Genomic DNA, 3,816 nt, shown 5'->3' with positions numbered 1-3,816 from the left:
GCGTAGAGAACTCCATGATCACTCAGGCTCGTGCCTGCCCTGCGTTCGGGTCCGCCTGGCCAGCCCGGCCCCACCATTTGCCGGTCGGTCTAAGGCTGCCAGGGCGACGCCGGCTGGGGCTACGCAATGCGACCGGGCCGCCGCAGCGACACCGGCTGAGTGTGACCCGAGCGGACAGCCCGGCAGATCCATGGACGGGGCCTACTGCGGGATGCGGCCGGGGCGGAGCTCGTCGGAGATGTCACGGTGGCTCTGGGTGGACGGGTGGCCGGCCGGGAGGATGCAGCCGCCCGGATAGCGCCCGGGCCCGTGGAAGACCCAGGCACCGCAGGGTTCGGGCCGGGTGTCATCGGCCCAGTGATAGCTCATCTCGAGGTTGTGGTGCGGCTCGGTGTGACCGCGTTCCCGGTCGCAGGACCACGGCTCCCAGCCCTCCAGGTTCCGGGGCGGTTTCTCCCAGGACGGGGCACAGGTGCCGGCAGTCCTGGCGGCGGAAGCGGAGGGCGGAGCCGAAGCCGGACACGTGCCACGGCGCCGGCTCCGCCCCGTACCCGGCCCGGGCCAGGGCCTTCGTGCACACCGGGCCGATCTGCTCGTACTCGTAGGCGAAGCGGGCGATGCCGCCCGAGGCCCAGTCGGTGTACGCGCGGACGTAGACGACCGCGTGCGGGTCATCCCGGCCGACGACCAAGTTCCCGGCGGCCAGCGGCCTCGGTGGCCGCAGCCGAACGGCAGCGCTGGGCGCCGGCCTGCTCGACCGGGGCTGACACAGCGTCCAGGCCGGCGCCAAGCCTGGGGAACGCACGGCGCTCCAGCTCCCGCAGCACGACAGTCTGCCGCTCCACCACCCGGGCGACGACCGGGTCCACGCGGGACAGCGACCCGACCTGGCGGTGCGCCTCGACCCCGCGCCGGGCGGTGGAGGCCGCCGTCGCCGCGGCGAGGACGTCCTGGAGCTCGGGGCCGATCCCACCCAGCGCCTCGGCCAGGGTCTCGATCGCGGTGAGGGCGTCGTCGGCGGCCACCGCGCTCCAGCCGCCGGCGTTCACCGCGTCCGCGAGCAGGCAGGCGCTCTCGGCGGCCTGGTCGGCGTGCTCCTCGACTGCGGGCAGCGCCCGCTCCACCAGCTCCACGGGGCTCCTCGACGACGGCGTGCCCGAAAAATGATCACGGTGAGTGTCACACGGCCACCCGAATCGACACCTGTAGCAGGTGAGAGCGGACCCCGGTCCCGATGAGGTCCGCGCGTTCACCGAGGAGCACCACCGTGTACGACAACCACAGCGACGACGCCGAGGACATTCCCGTCGGCGGGCCTGCCGACGGGCAGCTTGGCGGGTCTTCGTCCGGGCCCGGCCGCGGGCCTGAGTCTGGACGACATGGCCGGGGCGCGTGGTAAGCCGCTCCGGCCGTGTGGAACCGGGCGCTCGGGGGCGCACGTCCCCCCGTACATGCTGACCGTCCTGGGGATACTCTTCGCCGTCGCGCCCGCCGTCGTCTGGATGACGATCGCCCGCACCCGTCCCGTCGGATTCGCGGTCGGTGGCATGCTGCTCGCCGGAGCCAGTCTGCTGATCGGTGTCCAGCAGGGCTGGCTCGACGCTCCCAGACCCGACGCCCATCTCGTGTTCACGGCTCTCGCGCCCCTGCTCATAGCCTGCGGAGCGGGACTGGAAGGACGGCACGAGAATTCTCCTTCGCCGCAATGGATCTCCCGGCGCAACGGAGCGATCGGCTTCCTGGGGATGCAGTTCGCCCTCACTCTCGTGGCCGGCTTCCTGTACGCGCTGTTGATCAGCGATGGTTCGGAGGCCCCGCCGTCCAAGGCCCTCCCCTCATTGCCGCCGGGCATCAGCCTGGTCGACGAAGGCGTCAGCTGCGGTTCCGGCGGCTGCTGGCGCGTCGCGACGGTCACCGGTGAGGACGGCCTGTCCCGCCCGGAGATCATCCGCGAACTGGGCCTCCAGCGGGAGAGCTGCCGTACCAACGGCTGGCTGCTCGACCGGCGTGACCTGTGCGTCGGAGCCACGGACAATGGCAAGAACGTCACCATCTACGCTGGCTTGGGATACTGAGAGGTCGTTTCCTGGTCGGCCACGGCGGTCTTGAACGAGGATCCGTGACAAGCCGCGTGCCTCACTGGTGACCATCAGGTGGCTTCGGCCGGTCTCGTACCCCAGCTCGATCAGCTCTGCTGGTGACAACTTCCGTGCTTCGGCTCAACGGTCACCCCATCGGCGCAGAACTGGGCGCCGCGCGCCAGGAGGGGATCGTCATGAGCAACGACACCGGATGGGGATACGACACCGGCCGGGGCCTCACCCAGAACAGCCGCGTGCCCAAGCTGCTGCGCACCCGGCCCTGACCCGCCGACGCCGAACCGCACGTGTCTGACACCGCCGGCCAGCGCCGTGCCGGCCCAGGGGGCGGGAGGGGTGACACCGGCCTTCAGTCCTCTGGCATCGCCTGCTCGTTCTCAAGATTGGAAAGAAGGCGTTCGAGGCGCTGACGGGTGCGGGCGGAGACGATGGGGAGGGGCATGCGGCGGCGCGTTCGGCGCGGGCGCGGCGGATGGCGGCGTCCTGGATCGCGGAGGCGGTCTCGCGGGCCTGGGCGCGGTAGTCGGCGAAGGCAGCTTGGGCATCGGCGGGGATCCGGGAGGGGTCGCCGTCGCCGGGCGTGGCGGGACGCCGGTGGGCGGGGTCGGCGGCGGCGCGGTGCGCTTCGAGAGCGAGGCGGTGGCTGGCTGACGCAGCCTCCCGGGCCTCTTCACCAGCCCGGCCGGGATCGCGTCCGGGGCGGTGCGGCTGGCGGCCGGAGGTGGGGGGATCGACGGCGGCGGGGTGCGCGGGTGGCCTGGTCGCGGGCCTTCGAGGCGGCGCGGGGCTGGTGCAGGGGATCCGGCCCAGGTCGGCGCCCGCCCCCGGCGCCCCGGCCCCCTCCCTCGGGGACGAACCCGCAGACGGGGCCGGGGACGGGACGGTCGTCGTGGAGGAGGGCGCCCTGCAGGCGAACAGCGGTTCAGGCCATAGAGCAAATCCCGCCTGGGCGCGTCCTCCTGCACGGGCTGCTGCTCGTGCAGGGAGCGCGCTGGACGGGCTCAGTCATAGGTGGGAAGCGCGGCGCTGACGGTGATGCGGATCGTCCCACTCCCGCTCGGCGCCTGAGCGAGTCCTCAGTCCCTGTGTACGGGCCTGAGGGAGACGAGGTCGGGGCCGTCGCAGTAGGTGAGGAAGACACCAGGGCCCGTGCCCTGATGCATGAAGGCCTGGCAGTCCGATGTGCCCTCCCAGAGCGGGCGGTCCTCGCGGTCCAGCAGGAGCAGGCGCCGGCCGTCCTGCCAGAAACGGCCCTCGAGGGGGCGCGCAGCGGGGCTCAGGCCGTCCGGGCGAACCGGCCCGTCGGTTTCGTCGAAGGCCCGGTCCGGTCGGCCGGGCCCGTGGATGATCTCCATCCTCCTCCCGTCGGAGGTCAGGTACTCGCCCGGGGCGAGCCGCCGGGAGTACTGCCCCCGGATGCCGAAGTAGGGGTTGAGGACGAGGGCGCTCCCGGCTTCCGGCAGCACCAGGGAGTAGCCGGCGAGCAGGGGGAGGGTACGGTCCCAGCGGCATCCGGTGCGCGGGTCACGCGGGGCCTGGGGCTGGTCCCACACGAGGGTCTGTCCAGTAAACGGTGTAACCGGTTTGGTTGCTGAGGTCAGATTCGGTTGTCGGTGAGGCGGCCGTCGAAGGCGATGTCGAAGGCCTGGAGGGCCCGCTTCCAGCGGGTGGTCCAGCGTTTGCGGCCGGTGCCGGTCGGGTCCAGGGACATCACCGC

At 72.2% G+C, this 3,816-nt stretch carries 4 protein-coding genes; 1 reads left to right on the top strand and 3 read right to left on the bottom strand.

Translation table 11 applies throughout. The features are described from left to right. Positions 1-201 precede the first annotated feature (201 nt). Positions 202-369 (bottom strand): hypothetical protein, encoded by a 168-nt coding sequence (locus ACFWUY_RS40755; protein WP_384121878.1) that lies wholly within the window; start codon positions 367-369, stop codon positions 202-204. Between the two features lie 302 nt (positions 370-671). After that, the gene (locus tag ACFWUY_RS40750) at positions 672-1,133 is read right to left on the bottom strand and encodes a hypothetical protein (protein WP_384121876.1); all 462 of its coding nucleotides are present in this window, start codon (positions 1,131-1,133) and stop codon (positions 672-674) included. A gap of 318 nt (positions 1,134-1,451) precedes the next feature. Here ACFWUY_RS40750 and ACFWUY_RS40745 point away from each other — a divergent pair, with 318 nt between their 5' ends. Continuing rightward, positions 1,452-2,075 (top strand): hypothetical protein, encoded by a 624-nt coding sequence (locus ACFWUY_RS40745; RefSeq protein ID WP_384121874.1) that lies wholly within the window; start codon positions 1,452-1,454, stop codon positions 2,073-2,075. 1,100 nt (positions 2,076-3,175) lie between these two features. On the opposite strand, the gene ACFWUY_RS40740 is transcribed toward ACFWUY_RS40745, so the two are convergent. Next, positions 3,176-3,652, bottom strand: coding sequence for a hypothetical protein (locus ACFWUY_RS40740; protein ID WP_384121872.1), 477 nt, complete (start codon positions 3,650-3,652; stop codon positions 3,176-3,178). Positions 3,653-3,816 lie beyond the last annotated feature (164 nt).

The organism is Streptomyces sp. NPDC058664 (genome assembly GCF_042716635.1).
Lineage (GTDB): Bacteria > Actinomycetota > Actinomycetes > Streptomycetales > Streptomycetaceae > Streptomyces.
The sequence above is the reverse complement of the archived record's forward strand: the minus strand, read 5'-3'. Positions and strand labels throughout refer to the sequence as shown.

What these genes read in the sequence shown, in the direction of transcription:
- ACFWUY_RS40755 (WP_384121878.1), bottom strand. Translation starts at nt 369, where the DNA reads ATGAGCTATCACTGGGCCGATGACACCCGGCCCGAACCCTGCGGTGCC.
- ACFWUY_RS40745 (WP_384121874.1), top strand. Translation starts at nt 1,452, where the DNA reads ATGCTGACCGTCCTGGGGATACTCTTCGCCGTCGCGCCCGCCGTCGTC.